Annotated in this window: 14 protein-coding genes; 4 read left to right on the top strand and 10 right to left on the bottom strand. The window is 68.8% G+C overall.

From position 1 onward, the window contains the following. The first annotated feature begins 524 nt into the window (after positions 1 to 524). Positions 525 to 1,346 (top strand): siderophore-interacting protein, encoded by an 822-nt coding sequence (locus PUT80_RS45035; RefSeq protein ID WP_275295793.1) that lies wholly within the window; start codon positions 525 to 527, stop codon positions 1,344 to 1,346. Here the strand turns inward: PUT80_RS45035 and PUT80_RS45040 are convergent. After that, on the bottom strand, positions 1,343 to 2,149 hold the full coding sequence (locus PUT80_RS45040) for a uroporphyrinogen-III synthase (protein ID WP_275295794.1): 807 nt from the start codon (positions 2,147 to 2,149) through the stop codon (positions 1,343 to 1,345). The genes PUT80_RS45035 and PUT80_RS45040 overlap by 4 nt on opposite strands. 94 nt (positions 2,150 to 2,243) lie before the next feature. Next, entirely contained in the window at positions 2,244 to 3,221 is a 978-nt protein-coding gene (locus PUT80_RS45045) for a YafY family protein (RefSeq protein WP_037815832.1), read from the bottom strand. 62 nt (positions 3,222 to 3,283) lie between these two features. On the opposite strand from PUT80_RS45045, the gene PUT80_RS45050 reads away from it, so the two are divergent. From PUT80_RS45050 to PUT80_RS45060, 3 genes are read left to right on the top strand one after another with little or no spacing between them, the layout of a single operon-like run. Beyond that, complete coding sequence (locus PUT80_RS45050; protein ID WP_037815834.1) at positions 3,284 to 3,679, top strand: DUF3224 domain-containing protein; 396 nt, start codon at positions 3,284 to 3,286, stop codon at positions 3,677 to 3,679. An 11-nt stretch (positions 3,680 to 3,690) separates the two neighbouring features. Beyond that, the gene (locus PUT80_RS45055; RefSeq protein WP_275295795.1) at positions 3,691 to 4,809 is read left to right on the top strand and encodes a crosslink repair DNA glycosylase YcaQ family protein; all 1,119 of its coding nucleotides are present in this window, start codon (positions 3,691 to 3,693) and stop codon (positions 4,807 to 4,809) included. 22 nt (positions 4,810 to 4,831) lie between these two features. Continuing rightward, entirely contained in the window at positions 4,832 to 5,782 is a 951-nt protein-coding gene (locus PUT80_RS45060) for a squalene cyclase (RefSeq protein ID WP_275295796.1), read from the top strand. On the opposite strand, the gene PUT80_RS45065 is transcribed toward PUT80_RS45060, so the two are convergent. From PUT80_RS45065 to PUT80_RS45100, 8 genes are all read right to left on the bottom strand, one after another. After that, on the bottom strand, positions 5,779 to 6,393 hold the full coding sequence (locus PUT80_RS45065) for an SUMF1/EgtB/PvdO family nonheme iron enzyme (protein WP_275295797.1): 615 nt from the start codon (positions 6,391 to 6,393) through the stop codon (positions 5,779 to 5,781). The two genes, PUT80_RS45060 and PUT80_RS45065, sit on opposite strands and share 4 nt — an antisense overlap. 10 nt (positions 6,394 to 6,403) lie before the next feature. Beyond that, entirely contained in the window at positions 6,404 to 7,531 is a 1,128-nt protein-coding gene (locus tag PUT80_RS45070) for a uroporphyrinogen-III synthase (protein ID WP_275295798.1), read from the bottom strand. Further along, positions 7,528 to 7,854: a nitrite reductase small subunit NirD gene (gene nirD / locus PUT80_RS45075; protein WP_275295804.1), complete on the bottom strand. Its 327-nt coding sequence runs from the start codon at positions 7,852 to 7,854 to the stop codon at positions 7,528 to 7,530. Before nirD ends, PUT80_RS45070 begins: the two co-directional genes overlap by 4 nt. Positions 7,855 to 7,856: 2 nt before the next feature. Beyond that, positions 7,857 to 10,361 (bottom strand): nitrite reductase large subunit NirB, encoded by a 2,505-nt coding sequence (gene nirB, locus PUT80_RS45080; protein ID WP_275295799.1) that lies wholly within the window; start codon positions 10,359 to 10,361, stop codon positions 7,857 to 7,859. Between the two features lies 1 nt (position 10,362). Continuing rightward, positions 10,363 to 11,700: a nitrate/nitrite transporter gene (locus PUT80_RS45085; RefSeq protein WP_275295800.1), complete on the bottom strand. Its 1,338-nt coding sequence runs from the start codon at positions 11,698 to 11,700 to the stop codon at positions 10,363 to 10,365. Between the two features lie 26 nt (positions 11,701 to 11,726). Beyond that, positions 11,727 to 13,151 carry an FAD-dependent oxidoreductase gene (locus PUT80_RS45090; RefSeq protein ID WP_275295801.1) on the bottom strand — a complete coding sequence of 475 codons (1,425 nt, stop codon included), beginning with the start codon at positions 13,149 to 13,151 and terminating at the stop codon, positions 11,727 to 11,729. After that, positions 13,148 to 15,184 carry a molybdopterin oxidoreductase family protein gene (locus PUT80_RS45095; RefSeq protein ID WP_275295802.1) on the bottom strand — a complete coding sequence of 679 codons (2,037 nt, stop codon included), beginning with the start codon at positions 15,182 to 15,184 and terminating at the stop codon, positions 13,148 to 13,150. Before PUT80_RS45095 ends, PUT80_RS45090 begins: the two co-directional genes overlap by 4 nt. A 115-nt stretch (positions 15,185 to 15,299) precedes the next feature. Continuing rightward, positions 15,300 to 16,097 carry a TIGR02569 family protein gene (locus tag PUT80_RS45100; protein ID WP_275295803.1) on the bottom strand — a complete coding sequence of 266 codons (798 nt, stop codon included), beginning with the start codon at positions 16,095 to 16,097 and terminating at the stop codon, positions 15,300 to 15,302. Positions 16,098 to 16,297: the final 200 nt, after the last annotated feature.

Raw genomic sequence — 16,297 nt, forward strand, 5'->3', positions numbered from 1 at the left:
GCCAGCCACACCAGCACGCCCACACACCCGGCCCCACCCGCAAACCCACCAACAACATCAACAAACCCAACACAAACAGAGACTCGGTGGATCCAGGTCTGATTCCCTCAAGGGGCCCCTCACAGACCCACGGACCCGGTCAGATGGGGATCAATCGGGCGTTTCGGCGGTATTGGCGTCCTGTGTGGACAGTCCGCAGGCCGAGGCCGCCTGGCTTAAGTCCCTGGCCTGGGACTCCGATTCCCCCAAGGAGCCCTTCACGGACCGTTGCCGAAACCCTGCTGCGTGGCCCCGGCCGCACTTGACCGGGGCCGTCGCGCCAAGGCCCGCACCTCGGCGTGCCGACCATCCGGTGCCCTTGAGCGGCGCCGCCTCCCAATCCGGAACACGGCGAGGCTTCACCGCCCCCCTGCTTCGCCGACCACGACCGCACCCCGACCGGTGCCTCCCACTCCGGAAACCGTGGCGTCCGCCATCCTCCCCGGCCATAGCCCGCCCCGCCTGTTTTAGGTTAGCCTCACCTCATGAGCGTCCTGACTTACCACCCCGGCAGGGTCACCGCGGTCCGGCGGGTCACTCCGCACATGGCGCGGGTCACCTTCGACTGCCCGGGGCTCGCGGCGGCGGGCCCGGCGGCGCCGGACGCGTACGTGAAGGTGTTCTTCCCCCTCCCCGGCGACGAGGAGCCGCACCTGCCGCCCGCCGAGGTGGGCGAGGACGACGTCCTGTCCTGGTATCGCCGGTACCTCGCGATGCCCGACGACGTCCGGCCGCCGATGCGGACGTACACGGTGCGCGCGGCGCGTCCGGAGACCGGCGAGGTGGACGTCGACTTCGTGCTGCACGAGGAGAGCGGCGGCCCGGCGTCGACCTGGGCCGGGCAGGCGGAGGTCGGCGGCCGGGTGGCGTTCCTCGGGCCGCACGGGCTGTACGACGTGCCGGACGGGACGACGTGGCAGCTGCTGGTCGGCGACGAAACCGCGCTGCCGGCGATCGGCGGGATCCTCGAGCGGTTGCCGCAGTCGGCGCGCGCGTTGGTGTACGTCGAGATTCCGGACCGCGCGGAGCGACAGACCTTCGAGACCAACGGTGTCGTCGAGGTGCACTGGGTGGTCCGCGGTGCGCGTACGCACGGCGAAGCGCTCGTAGACGCCGTACGCGCGGCCGAGCTGCCCAACGGCACGCCGTACGCGTGGGTCTCCGGCGAAGCAGGCGTCGTGAAGCTCGTTCGGCGGCACCTTGTCCGCGAGCGCGGCTTCGACAAGACAGCCATCTGCTTCACCGGCTACTGGCGACAAGGCCTCAGCGAAGAGGCTGCGGGACGACAGCAGGCCGAAGCGTCCTAACCGAGCTTCGCGACCACCAGCTTCACCAACGCGCCGAGCCGCTGACGCTCCGGCTGTAACGTGCTGATCCCGGCTGCCTCCAACGGTGCCGCGGTCACCGGACCGACGCACGCGCAGACGACCGTGCCACTGCGCAGGGTCTCGCGCAGCTCCGCGCCGTGGCCGGATTCGTCGGCGAGGGTCAGGAAATTCGTCGCGGCCGGGGCGCTGGTGAACACCAACGCGGCTAGTTCTCCAGACAGCACTTCGCGGATCAACGAGAACACCGGCTCCGCATCCGGCGGGGTGTGCCAGCGGTAAGGCTGCACGGCGAGCACCGACGCCCCGGCCGCGGCGAGCGGATCGGTGAACTCCGGTAGCGGTGCCCCGTGCAGTTGCAGCGCGACGCGCGCGCCCTCGACACCGGCTTCGGTGAGCGCGCCGAACAGCTCGTCGTTGGTCTCGCCGGGCGCGGAGTACTCCTCGCGCAGGCCGACGCCCCGCACCGCACCGACCGCTTTAGGCCCGCGCGCGAAGATGCGCGACCCGGCCAGTGCGTCCAGCAGCGCCTCGCGAAGTCCCCAGCCCTCGGCCGCGTCGAGCCAGCCGCGGAACCCGGCCCCGGTGGTGACCGCGGTGAGGTCGACCGGCGCGGCGAGGACGGCTTCGGTGCCGCGACGCAGTTCCGGATCGCCGGCCAACGGGACGATCGTGATCGTCGGCGCGTGCCGCACTTCCGCGCCGTGCCGGAGCAACGCGCCGATCAGGTCGTCCGCGCGCCGCTCGGCCGTGACGCCGATCCGCACGCCGTCCAGCTCACCCATTCGCTTGCCCCGTCTCTTGCGAAAACCTGATCAGCTCGCTCATCCGCTCGTCCCGTCTCCGGCAAAGGCGGGCAGCCAGCCGAACCCGCCGCACTCACTCATACGCCTGCCCCATCTCCCGGATCGCAGCCGCCAGTTCCGTCCGCAGACCCTCCGGCGCGAGCACCTCCAGATGCGGCCCGAACCGCAGCAGTTCGCCGATCGCGGCTTCTCCCGGTTCGACCGGCAGGTCGATTGTCAACCATCCGTCGCTGTCCGGTTCCGCTCCGGCGGCGGTTGCCTCGCGCAGCGCCCGGGCACCGACGCTGCCCGCGTAGAACGGTACGAGAGCTTGGGCCCTCGGCGAGAGGCGGACTGTCGCCTTTCGGGGGTACATCCGGCGTTCAAACTGCTCCGACCACTCCTGCCAGTAACGAGCGAGGTCGAATTCCGCCGGTCGCTCGAACTCCTCGCCGAGGTCGGTCAGCTCGTGGATGCGCGAAATCCGGTAGGTGCGATCGGTCCCCTCGCACCGGGCGGCGAGGTACCAGTTGCCTGCTTTGAGGATCAGCCCGAGCGGCTCCAGCACCCGCTCGACCTCGCGCTGGCCCCATCGTTCGTACCGGACGCGGACCCGTCGCCCGGCCCACACCGCGTCGGCGACCGCGGACAGGGTCGGCAGGCTTTCGATGCCGCGATGCCAGCCGGGAACGTCGAGGTAGAAGCGTTCGGCGACGCGGCCGGCGCGGCTTCGCAGCTCGTGCGGCAACGCGGCGTACAGCTTCAGCTGCGCCGCCGCGAGCACCGTGCCGAGCCCCAGCTCCGCGGCCGCCACCGGGAGCCCGGCCAGCGCCAGCGACTGGGCTTCGTCCTCGTTGAGCCCGGTCAGCCGGGTCCGGTAGCCGTCGACGAGCTGGTAGCCGCCGCTGCGGCCGCGGTCGGCGTAGACCGGCACGCCCGAGGCCGACAGCGCCTCGATGTCCCGGTACACGGTCCGGACCGAAACCTCCAGCTCAGCGGCCAGTTCCTCGGCGGTCATCCGGCCGCGGTTCTGCAGCAGGAGAAGCACGGTGAGCAAACGGCCGGCACGCATGTGGCAAGTATGACTGAAATACCTGACACAAGATGGCAGGTATAGGTGATTGAGTATGCGGGATGAACACGTTTGGCATGACGAAGTGGGAAGAGCACGTGGCGAGCGGCGAGGAGGGCGGCCCGCGCGTCGCGTACGTGCACGCCGCGATGGACTACTCGGGCGTGATCCAGGGTGCGGCCACGGGCGACTACCTGCTGTACTACCCGGGCGAGGGCTACGACGGCGGCGCGACCACGTCGCCGGGCTACGACCGGTTCGAGGGCACTGTCGACGGCCGCCGCGGCACGTTCGTCGTCCGCCAGGAGTGGAGCTTCGACCCGAAGAGCATCAGCTCGAAATTCGAGGTCGTGCCGGGCTCCGGCACCGGCGAACTGGCCGGCATCGGCGGCTCCGGGACAGTGCACGGCGTACTGGGCGAGCCGACGGTGTCGTACACCTTCGATTACACGCTCTGAAGGAGGCCGGGATGCTGGAGGTGTCGCGCGAACAGGCGCTGGCGTACCGGATCGCCGAGCAGGGGCTGCACCGCTCCGTTGCCGATCCGTACGACTTGCCGCTGCTGGACCTGGGTCTGCAGGACAGCATGCGCGACACCGCTTTGCTCTCGCTGGCGGCCCGGATGCCTGATCCGGTCACGCCGGAGTCTCTTGTGGACGATCAGCGGCTCGCCCTGGTGTGGTCGCACCGGGGCGCGCCGCATTTCCACCGGCGCGTGGATCTGCCGGAGCTGGCGGCCGCTTTGGTGCCCATCGGCGATCCGGACGCGCTGGCGCGAATGTTGTGGCAGAAGAAGGACATCCAGGCGGCAGCGGAGTCCCCAGTGGACATTGTGTTCACCACCGCGCGGGCGATCCGCAAGGTGGTCACCAAGCCGATGACCAAGGGCGCGGTGAGCGGGGAAATCACGAAGTTGTTGCCGCCCTCGTTCAGCCGCTGGTGCCGTCCCTGCAATGTCACCCACGTGCACGAACAGCTCATGCGTGTCGCGGCCCTCCACGGCGGCACTCGGCTCGAAGCCGGGCAGAGTCCCGCGACGCTCGCACCGCTGGAGGGTCGCGGACGAATGTCCACCCGCCCGGTGCCGGCGGCGGTTTCGCGGGTGCTTGAGCAGTATTTGCGCTTCAACGGACCCGCGACGCCGGGCGACGCGGCCGGTTTCGTCGGCACCGCGAAGACGTGCATCAACGAAACGTGGCCTGCCGCGGTCACCGAGGTCAAAGTGGACCGCCGCCGGGCCTTCATCCCGAATGACCGGTTGGCCGCGCTGGAGAACCCGCCGTCGCCTGCCGGAGTACGCCTGTTGCCGCCGCTCGATCCGTACACGCAGGGCCGCGACAAAGCCGTCCTCGTTCCGGACAAAGCGCGGGCGAAAGAGGTGTGGAAAATTCTCGGCAGCCCGGGTGCGCTTTTGGTCGACGGCGAGATTCTGGGCACTTGGCGGATGAAGGCGTCCGGCAAACGGCTGACTTTCACGCTGGCCGAATTCGATCCGCTCCGCCGCCCGGACCGCGCGGCGGCCGAGGACGAGGCGGCCCGGGCCGCGACCGCGCGGGGCTACCAGGACTTTTCCGTGACCTGGGCTTGACCGGCGGGCTACAGTTTCTGACGTGCTGAAATGGCTGCTCGACTCAGACCCGACGCTGCGCTGGCAGGTCGAACGGGACTTGGCGGACGCGCCGCCCGAGGTCTGGACGGCCACCCGGCACAAGATCGCGACCGAGGGCTTCGGCGCGCAGCTCCTCGCCCGGCAGGACCCGGACGGTCAGTGGGCGGGCGGTGCTTACTTCCCGGCGCGATTCACCCCCGGTCCCGATACCGGGCAGCCGTGGACAGCCACCACCTGGTCGCTCAACATGCTGCGGGAATGGGGAATGGACCCGGCGGTCTTGCGCGCCAATCGCACCGCTGAATTGCTCGCGGAGAATTCCCGGTGGGAATACGACGATTTACCGTACTGGGGCGGCGAGGTCGACGTCTGCATCAACGCCTGGACGATCGCGAACGGCGGCTGGCTCGGCGTCGACGTCTCCGGGCTCGCCCGCTGGTTCACCGAGCACCAGATGGCCGACGGCGGCTGGAACTGCGAATGGGTCGAGGACTCGAAGCGCTCGTCCTTCCACTCGACGCTGAACGCGGTGAAAGGCTTGCTCGCCTACGACATCGCGACCGGCGGTACCGACGAGACGCACGCCGCCCGCCGCGCCGGTGAGGAGTACCTGCTGAAGCGTCGTCTGCTCTATCGGCTTTCGACCGGCGAACAGGTGGCTCCCTGGGTCGACCACTTCACGTACCCGACGCGGTGGCACTACAGCGCGATCAACGCCCTCGAATACTTCCGCGAAGCCGCCATCGTGGACGACATTCCGCCCGACCCGCGCCTCGCCGACGCCGTGGAACGGGTTCGCGCCGCCCGGCAACCAGACGGAACTTGGTTGCAGGACGGCAGATTGCCCGGCGACATGTGGTTCGAGGTCGACGTCCCGGCCGGTGAACCTTCGAAGTGGCTCACGTTGTACGGCACCCGCATTCTGTCCTGGTGGGACTCCGCGCAGTCCTAACTGGACTTCGCGACGCGAAAGCCGACGTCGTCCACCCGGAACGTTGGGTGGCTCCGACGACGCACGGACACCCGGACGCTCCAGTGCTCGTCCGCCCAGCCGCCGCCCTTGAGCACCCGGTACTCGCCGTAGACCGCCGGATCGTAGAGATCCCAGCACCAGTCCCACGTGTTGCCCAGCAGATCGTAAACACCCCAGGCGTTCGGACGCTTCTCGCCAGGCGGATGCAGGCGATCGCCGGAGTTTCCTTCGTACCAGGCGATCTCGTCCAGGTCGCCGTACCTCGGTCCCTCGGTTCCCGCGCGGCAGGCGTGTTCCCATTCGGCTTCAGTAGGCAGCCGGTAGCCGGACGCGGCCCGGTCCCACGCCACTTCTCCGCCGTCAAGGCGATACGCCGGTGCCAGTCCGTCCCGTTCGGACAGTGTGTTGCAAAACCGCACCGCGTCCAACCAGGACACCTCTACAGCGGGGAGATCATCGCCGCCGTCGTATTGCTCCTGGGTGACCGGAAACGCGCCAAGCTCGAAAGCGGGCACGTCGACCGTCCAACTGCGTTCTGTCCGCCGGTCGGTGAGCGTCACCGTTCCCGGCGGAATCGGGACCATCCACACCGTGCCGAGGCTAGCCGATCGACGCTGGGGTGTCGCCGGGATTCACTGCCAGCCGGTACCCGCGCTTGACCACCGTCTGCACCACACCGGCACCGCCGAGAGACGTCCGCAACCGGCCGATCGCCGTCTCCACCGCATGCGCCTCGCCGCCGGACGGAAGCTCGGCGGACAACTCCCGGCGCGCGACCACCCGGCCGGGCTGCCGCGCGAGCGCACGCAGAAGCGCCATCGGGGCTGGAGCGATCTCGCGCCATTCGCCGTCCACCAACGCGCCAGTGCCGCGGATCTGCAACACATGTCCGGCGGCATACAGCGTCGGCGAGGCGGTGACCAGGGCGTCCGCGACCGTTCTCGCCAGCGCTCCGATCCGCGACCGTCTCGGTTGGACGGTCGGAATGCCGAGCGAAGCGAGCGGCGCGGCCGCGATCGGGCCTACGCACGCCACGACCACGCGGGTGCTCAACACCTCGATCAACGCGGCGAGACGGCCGGTCCGCCGCGCCATCGCGACAGTGGACGCGGCAGCGGGCGCACTGGTGAACGGCAACGCGTCGATCGTGCCTTCCAGGACCGCGTCCAGCAGCCGGTCCAGCGGCCCGGGGTCGGCCGGCGCCACCCAGCGGTACACCGGGATCTCGATCACCTCGGCCCCCGCCTGCCGAAGAGTCTCCGCGAAGTACGGCAATGGCTCGCCGTGTAACTGCAACGCGATCCGTCGTCCGTCCACTCCGGACTGCGTGAGGTACTGCAACAGCTCCGCACTGCTCTCCGACGCGGGCGAGTAGTTCTCCGCTAACCCGGCCGTACGCACCGCCCCGGCTGCCTTCGGACCGCGAGTGAGCAAAGAGGCGTTCGACAGATGGTCCAGCACCTTTTCGCCGAGACCCCAGCCTTCCGCGGCCTCGATCCAGCCGCGGAAGCCGATCCCGGTCGTCGCCACCATGATGTCCACTGGGGACTCCAGCAATCGCATCGTCGCCGCGTGCAGTTCGGTGTCGTCGGCCAGCGGCACGATCCGGATCGCCGGTCCGTACCGGACGGCCGCACCCTGGCGCACAAGCAGCGCGCCCAGCTCTTCAGCTCGGCGCGCTGCCGTGATTCCCACCGTGAACCCGGCCAACGGCCGGACGTCCGTCACGGCGAGCCCACCTCGATCACCCCGTCCCGTACTCGAACCGGATACACCGGCACCGAAACGCCTTCCGCGTCGAGACACGCGCCGCTGCGAAGCGAGAACCGTTCCTTGTAAACCGGTGACGCGACCACCGGCTCTCCCCCGGCGTCGCCGACGATCCCACGCGACAGCACCGCCGCGCCGCTGCACGGGTCCCAATTGGACAGTGCGTACCAGCCGTCGCCGGCATGGAACACCGCGACCTGCTGGCCGTCGATCAGCGCCGCCGCTCCGGAGAACTCCGGGATCTCCGCCGCCGCGCACACCGCGGTCCAGGATGAAGTCATGGTCATCGCCGCACCTCCGGAACTCCCAGCAGCACCGGGATCTTCTGCTCCCGCTCCGCGCGGAACGAGATCGACGGGTCCGGCGTCCCCGGCGCGTTCACGAACGAACTGAACCGCGCCAGCTTGTCCGGATCCTCCAACACTCCTCGCCATTCGTCGGTGTAACCCTCGATGTGTTTCGCCATCGCCGCGTCCAGGTCCTCGCAGATGCCGAGGCTGTCGTCCACGATCACCGCACGCAGGTGGTCGAGCCCGCCGTCGAGCTCCTCGATCCACGGTGCCGTGCGCTGCAACCGATCCGCCGTGCGCACGTAGAACATCAGGAACCGGTCAATCGTGCGCACCAGCGTTTCGGTGTCCACATCAGACACCAGCAGTTCCGCGTGTCGTGGCGTCGCTCCGCCATTGCCGCCGACGTAAAGGTTCCATCCGTGTTCGGTGGCGATCACGCCGAAGTCCTTGCCGCGCGCTTCGGCGCATTCACGCGCACAACCCGATACTCCGGCCTTGATCTTGTGCGGTGACCGCAGTCCGCGATACCGCAGCTCCAGATCGATCGCCAGTCCCACGCTGTCCTGCACCCCGTAGCGGCACCAGGTCGAGCCGACACAGGATTTAACTGTCCGCAACGACTTTCCGTATGCGTGCCCGGACTCGAAGCCCGCATCGACCAGTCGCCGCCAGATGTCCGGCAGCTGGTCCACAGTGGCCCCGAACAGGTCGATCCGCTGTCCGCCGGTGATCTTCGTGTACAACCCGAAATCCTGCGCAACCTGCGCGATCACCATCAGTTTCTCCGGCGTGATCTCGCCGCCGGGAATCCGCGGCACCACCGAATAGCTGCCGTTGCGCTGCATGTTCGCCAGGAACCGGTCGTTCGTGTCCTGCAGCGCCGCCTGCTCGCCGCCGAGAATGTGCCCGTTGCCCAGCGTCGCCAGGATCGACGCCACCGCGGGCTTGCACACCGCGCACCCCGTCCCGGTGCCGTACCGGCTCACTACCTCGCTGAACGTCGTCATTTGCGTCGCACGGATGATCTCGAACAGCTCCGCACGAGACTGCGTGAAGTGTTCGCACAACGCCTTCGACTGCTCGACGCCGCACGCGTTCAGCAGCTTCGCCAGCATCGGCACGCACGAGCCGCACGACGTTCCCGCGCGCGTGCACGCCTTCAGCTTCCCGACCGAATCACAACCGTCCTCAGTGATCGCCCGGGTCAGCGCGCCCTTGGAAACCCCGTTGCACGAACAGACCTGCGCCTCGTCCGGCAACGCGTCCACGCCGACCGCCGTACCGCCGCCGGCCGGGGCGAGCAACGCGCCCGGGTCAGCGGGCAGCGGACGCCCGACCAGCGCACGCAGCGTGTTGTACTCCGCCGCGTCGCCGACCAGGACCCCGCCGAGCAGCGTCCGGCCGTCGTCGGTCACCACCAGCTTCTTGTACGTCCCGGCCACGGCGTCGTTCACCGCGACTTCCAGCGCTCCTTCGGTGGCCGCGTGCGCGTCGCCGAAGCTGGCGACGTCCACGCCCATCAGCTTCAGCTTCGTCGCGGTGTCCGGTTCGGGGAAGCTCGCCGTCGTGCCGGTGAGCTGCGCCGCGACCACCTCCGCCATCGCGTACCCCGGCGCGACGATGCCGTACACCCGGCCTTCGACCGCCGCGCACTCGCCGATCGCGTACACCGCCGAATCGCTGGTCCGGCACGTCGCGTCGACCAGCACGCCGCCGCGCTCGCCAACGTCCAAACCGGACTCGCGGGCCAAGTCGTCCCGAGGACGGACCCCGGCGGAGAAGACCACCAGGTCGACGTCCAGCTCCGTGCCGTTGCCCAACCGAGCCAGCAACCGCGTACCGTCCGCCTCGATCGCATCCGTCGAAGTTCCGGTGTGGACAGTCACGTCAAGGTTCGTGATGAGCCGCCGCAACAGGCCGCCGCCGCCATCGTCGACCTGCAACGGCATCAGCCGCGGTGCCATCTCCACCACGTGCGGCGACAACCCCATGTCCCGCAATGCCTTGGCCGCCTCCAGACCGAGGAGACCGCCACCGATCACCATCGCCGCCCGGCGGCCACGACCCTGCCGTTCTGCAGCGGCCCGAATCGCGTCGAGGTCTTCGATCGTCCGGTACACGAACACGCCCGGCAGATCCCGGCCCGGCACCGGCGGCACGAACGGACGCGAGCCGGTAGCCAGCACCAGCGAGTCGTACGACTCGACCTGTCCGGAAGCCGACGTCACCGTCTTGGCTTCGCGATCCACCGATACGACGACTTCGCCAAGCCGAAGGTCGACCGTGTCATCGTCCGCGTAGTCGGAGCCCGGCAACGCCAACGCCGCCGGATCCCAACTGTCCACATAGGAGGTAAGCGCGACCCGGTCGTAAGCGGGACGGTTCTCCTCGCCGAAGACGACGACCCGCCACTCGCCCGCCTTGTCGGCCGCACGAAGTGCCTCCACGAACCGGTGCGCGACCATGCCGTGCCCGGCAACCACCACTGTAGGCATTTCAGACCTCCGCTCCTGCCAACGCCACCTGCGCGCGCACCGCCGGCTTGCGCAGGTAGCCGAACCACGTCACACCCACGCACACCGCGTAGAAGACCAAGAAACCGACGAACGCCGGAACGCCGCTGTGCGCGTCGGCGAACGACTGCCGGAACGCGAGGTTGATGAACAACCCGCCCAGCGCACCGATCGCACCGGCCAATCCGATCAACGCACCGGACAGTCGACGCGCGTTGCGCAATTCCGTCGCCTCGTCCGCACCAGCCTGAATCGCTGCTCGCGCCTTGACCTGGAAGATCGCCGGGATCATCTTGTACGTCGATCCGTTGCCGATTCCGGTGAGCACGAACAAAACGATGAACGCGGCGGTAAATGTCGCCAGCGAGTCCGCTGAGGAAGCCAGCACCAGCACCACCGTCGCCAACGCCATCGCGCCGAACGTCGCGAAGGTGACGCGGCCGCCGCCGACGCGGTCCGACAGCCATCCGCCGATCGGCCTCGACAGCGAACCCAGCAGCGGACCGAGGAACGTCACCGCGGCCGCCTGCAACGGTGTCCGGCCGAACTGGTTCTGCAGCACCAAACCGAAGGCGAAGCTGTAGCCGATGAAGGAACCGAACGTGCCGACGTACAGCAGCGACATGACCCAGGTGTGTCCATAACGGACTACCTCGCGCATGGCTTTGGTGTCACCGCGAACGCTGGCCAAGTTGTCCATGAACAACGCAGCGCAGGTGGCGGCGATGACGATCAGGGGAAGGTAGATGTAGAGCACCAATCGCGGCGCAGTCGCACCAGCGGTGCCGATGACGAGAAGTCCGACGAGCTGAATCACCGCGACACCGAGGTTTCCGCCACCGGCGTTCAACCCGAGTGCCCAGCCCTTGTGCCGTTCGGGATAGAAGGTGTTGATGTTCGTCATCGACGAAGCGAAGTTGCCGCCGCCGACGCCGCCGAGCGCGGCCATCAGAACGAACGTGCCCAGCGAGGTACCCGGGTGCAGCACGATGGCGGTCAGCACCGTCGGAATGAGCAGCAGCACCGCGCTGATGACTGTCCAATTGCGACCGCCGAAGCGCGCCACCGCGAAGGTGTACGGGATCCGCATGATCGCGCCGACCACCGTCGGGGTGGAGACGAGCAGGAATTTGTCCGCCGCGCTGAACCCGTAGGCCGGGCCCATGAACAGCACCACGACCGACCACAGTGTCCAGATCGAGAAGCCGATGTGCTCGGAGAACACGGAAAACCACAGATTGCGCCGGGCGACGCGCTTGCCGGTCGATTCCCAGAACTCGTCGTCCTCGGGATCCCAGTGCTCGATCCAACGGCGGGTCATGGCGTCCTCCTCGTTACGGGGGGCGGTCATTGCGCGGCCAGCCAGTCCGCGACCGCGCCGACCGTGTCGCGGCAGCTGCCGCATCCCGTGGTGGCGCGGGTAGTGCGGGCGAGTGCGGCAGCGTCGGTGGCACCACCTCGCCAGGCTTCGATCAGCCGGCCTTTGGTCACCGCGTTGCAGCGGCAGATCACTGTGGACGAAGGAAGATCCGCCGGGCTCGCCGCCGTTGGCGCACCCGCGGGCAGCGCACGGCCGAGCAGCACCGCGAGCCGGTCTTCGGGGACCGGCGTGCCTCGGTCGTGCAGCTGCGTCACGGTCGCCGCCGCGTCCGGCAGGCCGAGCAGGATCGCGCCGGTCACGCGGTCGCCACGGACGACGAGCTTGCCGTACCTGCCGCCGGACGGATCGTCGAAGGTCACGACCTCGGCCGCGGCGTCCTCGCTGGTCACCTGCGTTTCGCCGAGCGCGGCGAGGTCGATGTCGCGGGCTTTGAGCCGGGTCACCGTGCGGGTGCCGCGATAGCGTGCCGTGGCGTCCGAGCCGGTGAGCAGGTCCGCGAGCACCGCGGCCTGTTCCCACGCGGGCTGCACCAATCCCGGCGGCGCACCCGGGTGTCGAGCGCAGTCGCCCAGTGCGTGGATCCGGCCGTCGCTGGTCCGGAGCAGATCGTCCACCAGGATTCCGCGGTCCACCGCCAGTCCGGCGGCTTCGGCGAGCGACGTCTCCGGACGCACGCCCGCCGCTACGACCACCAGGTCAGCGGGAACGAAGCTGCCGTCATCGAGTTTGAGACCGTCTCCGGGCAGGTGCCGAGCAGCCGTCACTTCGAAGCGGAACGTGACGCCCAGCTCCGCCAACCGCCGCGCCAGCACCCGGCCGGCGCCGGAATCCAGCTGCCGTTCCAGCACATGCGGCTGCGGATGCACCACCGTCACGTTCGCTCCGCGTCCGGCCAGCCCTCGCGCGGCTTCCAAGCCAAGCAACCCGCCGCCGAGCACCGCGACCGGCGCGCCTGGCCGTGCGGCGTCCACGATGCGCGCGCAGTCGTCCAGCGTGCGGAACGCCACGACCTCCGGTCCGAGTTCGAGCCCTTCGACCGGCGGCAGCCACGGCGCGGCTCCGGTCGCGAGGACGACTGCGTCGTAAGGGAAATCCTCGTCTTCAGTGCAGACGACCCGGCGCATCGGGTCGATCCGCGTCACCCGCGTTCCGAGCCGCAAATCGACTCGCGTCTGCGCGGCCCACTCGGAATCGTGCAGCCGCACCGTGTCCGGGCTCATCCCGCCAGCGACCACAGTGGACAGCAGCACGCGGTTGTAGGCCGGATGCGCCTCCTCGCCGAGCACGGTCAGCCGTACCCGGTCGCCTTCCGGATCGCGCCGCCGGATCTCGTCCGCGAGCCGCGCCCCGGCCATCCCGTATCCGATGACGACGACGTTCCGCGCGCTCATGCTTCCGCCCTCGCCAACGACACCGCGCACACCTTGAACTCCGGCATCCGGCTCACCGGGTCCAGCGCCGGGTTGGTCACCAGATTCGCCCGCGCCGCACCGGGAAAATGGAACGGCAGGAAGACGAGGTCCGCCCGCATCGACGGCACACACCGCACCAGCGCGACGGTCTCCCCGCGCCGCGATCGCACCACCGCGTGGTCTCCGTCGGCCAACCCGGACCGCGCCGCAGTATCCGGGTGCACCTCGACGAACGCCTCCGGCACGACCGCCGTCAACTCCGCGATCCGGCGGGTCTGCGCACCGGATTGGTAGTGCTGCAACACTCGTCCAGTCGTTGCCTGCAACGGAAAAACCTCGTCCGGCAGTTCCGCAGGTCCACTGTGGTCAACCTCGGCGAACCGTGCCCGACCGTCTGGATGCGCGAATCCGTCGAGGAACATTCGCGGCGTACCCGGGTGTGTCTCGTCCAGAACCGGCCAGTGCAATGCTTCCCCGGAACTCAGCCGTTGGTAAGTCACCCCGGAGTAGTCCGCGGCTCCGCCCTTCGACGCGGCTCGCAGCTCCTCGAAAACCTCCACCGCGTCGTCCGGAAACCTTTCCGCGGGCTGTCCAATTCGGACTGCGAGATCACGCAACAGCGACAGATCGCTGCGTACCCCGTCCGGTGCCTCGATCGACCTTTGTCGCAAGAGGACTCGGCCTTCGAGGTTGGTCAACGTGCCCTCCTCTTCGGCCCACTGCGGGACCGGGAACACCACGTCGGCCAGCTCCGCGGTTTCCGAGAGGACAAAGTCCGCCACCACGAGAAGATCCAGTCCGGCCAACCGTTCCTGCACCCGGGAAGAGCGCGGAGCCGACACCACCGGATTGCTTCCGAACACCAGCAGGGCCTTGATTGAATCGCCCAGCGCGTCGAGCAACTCGACCGCGGAACGCCCCGGTCCCGGCAAGCTTTCCGGCTGCACACCCCAAACCTGGGCAACATGCGCACGCGCCGCCGGGTCGTCAATCTTGCGATAACCAGGCAGTTGGTCCGCTTTCTGCCCGTGCTCGCGTCCGCCCTGGCCGTTGCCTTGTCCGGTCAGACACCCGAAGCCAGATCCGGCACGCCCGGGCAAACCCAGCGCGAGGGCGAGATTGATCCACCCGCCGACCGTCGCGGTTCCGGAGGCGTGTTGTTCCGTTCCTCGCCCGGTGAGCACATACGCGTTGCCAGCCCGCGCGAGCATTTCCGCGGCCTGCCGCTGGTCTGCGGCCGAGACCCCGGTGACCCGCTCGACCCGTTCCGGCCACCAGGTGGCGGCGATGCGCCACATTTCGTCAAACCCGGACGTCCGAAGATCCACATAGGACTTGTCCAGGTGTCCTTCGGCGACGACCGCGTGGAGAATTCCCAACGCCAGTGCAAGATCCGTTCCTGGCGCTGGCGCGAGGTGCAGCGCGGCCCGCTCGGCGGTCGGCGTGCGGCGCGGGTCGATGACGATTAGTTCCGCGCTTTCCAGATGCTGCATGAACGGCGGCATCGTCTCGGCCGGGTTCGCCCCGGCGAGCAGGACGACGTCCGCGTTCGCGAGATCGGTTACCGGGAACGGGAGTCCGCGGTCTACTCCGAAGGCGCGCATCCCGGCCGCGGCGGCGGAGGACATGCAGAATCGGCCGTTGTAGTCGATTTGCGACGTTCCGAGCGCGATCCGGGCGAATTTCCCGAGCAGGTAAGCCTTTTCGTTCGTAAGCCCGCCGCCGCCGAACACGGCGACCGAATCCGCACCGTGTTCGCGGCGCGAGGCAAGCAGTCGGTCCGCGACGAAATCCAGTGCCTCGCCCCAGGAAACCGGCTGGAGTTCGCCGTCTCGGCGGAGCAGCGGCGAGGTCAGGCGTGCGCCGGATTTCAGCAGGGCGCCGGCGGTCCAGCCTTTCTGGCACAGGCCACCCGCGTTGACCGGGAAGTTCCTTGGGGTGACCCGGGTCTCATCCAGGCGCATCCCGCACTGCAGGGCGCAGTACGGGCAATGTGTGTCGACGTGCGGCACAGGCGCTCCTCGGGTCGGCGATGACCCGACGGTAAGGACGCTGTGTTACCTCGACGTGCCGGAATGTTTCGGGCAGTTGACATTGCCCGCCGTCATGGCGGAGGCGCGCAGTGAGTCAGAGGATCGCGCTGACCTCGCGGGCCGCCGCGCGCAGGCCGTCCAACGCGGCGTTCGTGGACCTGGGGTCGAGTGCGTGCGAGGCGAGGCGGAAGAGGATGGCGCGCAGCAGGAGCTGGGGCCATTCGGGGAGGTGGGCCCAGCGCTCCAGGAGAGCTCCGGTCGCGCCGCCCCAGATCAGCGAGTCGACCGCGGCGATCGCGGCACCCCATTCGCCTGGGCGGTAGTACGGGACGAAATCGACTACGCCGGGAGCTTCGTCACCGTCGAAGAGCAGGCCGGCCAGGAGTTCGCCGTGCGCGACCTGGTGCGGGAGTTTGATCGGACGGCGGGCCGGGGCGAGGATTTCGAACCAGCGGCCGCCTTTTTCCTCCGAGAGGGGGCGGTCTAGTTCTTCCCAGGCGATCCGGTCGGCTACCGCGTCGATGTCGTCGCGGGCGGAGAGGAAGTCCGGCCTGGGGAGGTCTGCGGTTGTCCGGTGGAGGCGTACTGCCGCGAGAACCGCTTCGTCGCAGCGGTGTTCGGCGGTGCCGGGGAGGTAGCGCCAGGCTGACCAGTCTCCGACGATCCAGCGGCCGTCTCGCGAGCGGACCGGTCTGGCGATGCGGAGGCCGGGGTCCTCGGCGAAGTCCAGGGCTCGGGCGGTCCAGAGGGCTTGGGAGCGGTCGGTGACGCGTTTGAAGACCACGTCGCCGGCGTGCCAGGTTTCGGAGTCCGGGAGGAGGGTGATGGCGTCGGCGTCGCTGCCGAACGCGTTGCAGACGCGTTCGGAGGGGCGTTCGAGGGTTGACCGCACAAAGGGGGAGGTTACCCCGGGGTGGGGGCGTTTCCTGGGGAGACTCGCTGGTCCGCTGTCGGCTCGTCGCCTGGCGGCGACATTGCCTTGGGGAGTGCGGTGGGGCACCCCGAAGCTTGATTGTGCTGACGGTCTGGGGTGGCTTGTCAAGGCGGGAAAGATGCCTTGACAAGCCACCCCAGACCGCAGGAGAGCTTCGT

The sequence above is a fragment of the Amycolatopsis sp. La24 genome (genome assembly GCF_029087445.1).
GTDB classification, from domain to species: domain Bacteria; phylum Actinomycetota; class Actinomycetes; order Mycobacteriales; family Pseudonocardiaceae; genus Amycolatopsis; species Amycolatopsis nivea.

What these genes read in the sequence shown, in the direction of transcription:
- PUT80_RS45090 (WP_275295801.1), bottom strand. Translation starts at nt 13,151, where the DNA reads ATGAGCGCGCGGAACGTCGTCGTCATCGGATACGGGATGGCCGGGGCG.
- PUT80_RS45085 (WP_275295800.1), bottom strand. Translation starts at nt 11,700, where the DNA reads ATGACCCGCCGTTGGATCGAGCACTGGGATCCCGAGGACGACGAGTTC.
- PUT80_RS45050 (WP_037815834.1), top strand. Translation starts at nt 3,284, where the DNA reads ATGAACACGTTTGGCATGACGAAGTGGGAAGAGCACGTGGCGAGCGGC.
- PUT80_RS45055 (WP_275295795.1), top strand. Translation starts at nt 3,691, where the DNA reads ATGCTGGAGGTGTCGCGCGAACAGGCGCTGGCGTACCGGATCGCCGAG.
- PUT80_RS45035 (WP_275295793.1), top strand. Translation starts at nt 525, where the DNA reads ATGAGCGTCCTGACTTACCACCCCGGCAGGGTCACCGCGGTCCGGCGG.
- PUT80_RS45045 (WP_037815832.1), bottom strand. Translation starts at nt 3,221, where the DNA reads ATGCGTGCCGGCCGTTTGCTCACCGTGCTTCTCCTGCTGCAGAACCGC.
- nirB (WP_275295799.1), bottom strand. Translation starts at nt 10,361, where the DNA reads ATGCCTACAGTGGTGGTTGCCGGGCACGGCATGGTCGCGCACCGGTTC.
- PUT80_RS45040 (WP_275295794.1), bottom strand. Translation starts at nt 2,149, where the DNA reads ATGGGTGAGCTGGACGGCGTGCGGATCGGCGTCACGGCCGAGCGGCGC.
- nirD (WP_275295804.1), bottom strand. Translation starts at nt 7,854, where the DNA reads ATGACTTCATCCTGGACCGCGGTGTGCGCGGCGGCGGAGATCCCGGAG.